Origin of the sequence: Pseudomonas sp. SIMBA_067 (assembly GCF_046534675.1) — a bacterium.
Classification (GTDB): domain Bacteria; phylum Pseudomonadota; class Gammaproteobacteria; order Pseudomonadales; family Pseudomonadaceae; genus Aquipseudomonas; species Aquipseudomonas putida.
This window is the reverse complement of the sequence record NZ_JAWRYH010001449.1, coordinates 1-231: the sequence shown is the minus strand read 5'-3', so window position 1 is coordinate 231 and position 231 is coordinate 1. Positions and strand designations below refer to the sequence as shown.

General features: G+C 56.3%; 1 tRNA gene. It reads left to right on the top strand.

Features of this window, described 5'->3' with window-relative positions:
* The first annotated feature begins 158 nt into the window (after positions 1–158).
* Positions 159–231: transfer RNA gene (locus tag SB765_RS34210), tRNA-Gly, on the top strand.

Sequence of the window (231 nt, the reverse complement as noted above, 5' to 3'; positions counted from 1 at the left end):
GGAATAGCTCAGTTGGTAGAGCACGACCTTGCCAAGGTCGGGGTCGCGAGTTCGAGTCTCGTTTCCCGCTCCAGTTTAAATACTGTGGCGTCTATGCGGTGCAGTGGTGGTGAAGGTCGTCAAGGCGCTTCACGCCGAAAGCGGTAAAGTTTCACAATGCGGGAATAGCTCAGTTGGTAGAGCACGACCTTGCCAAGGTCGGGGTCGCGAGTTCGAGTCTCGTTTCCCGCT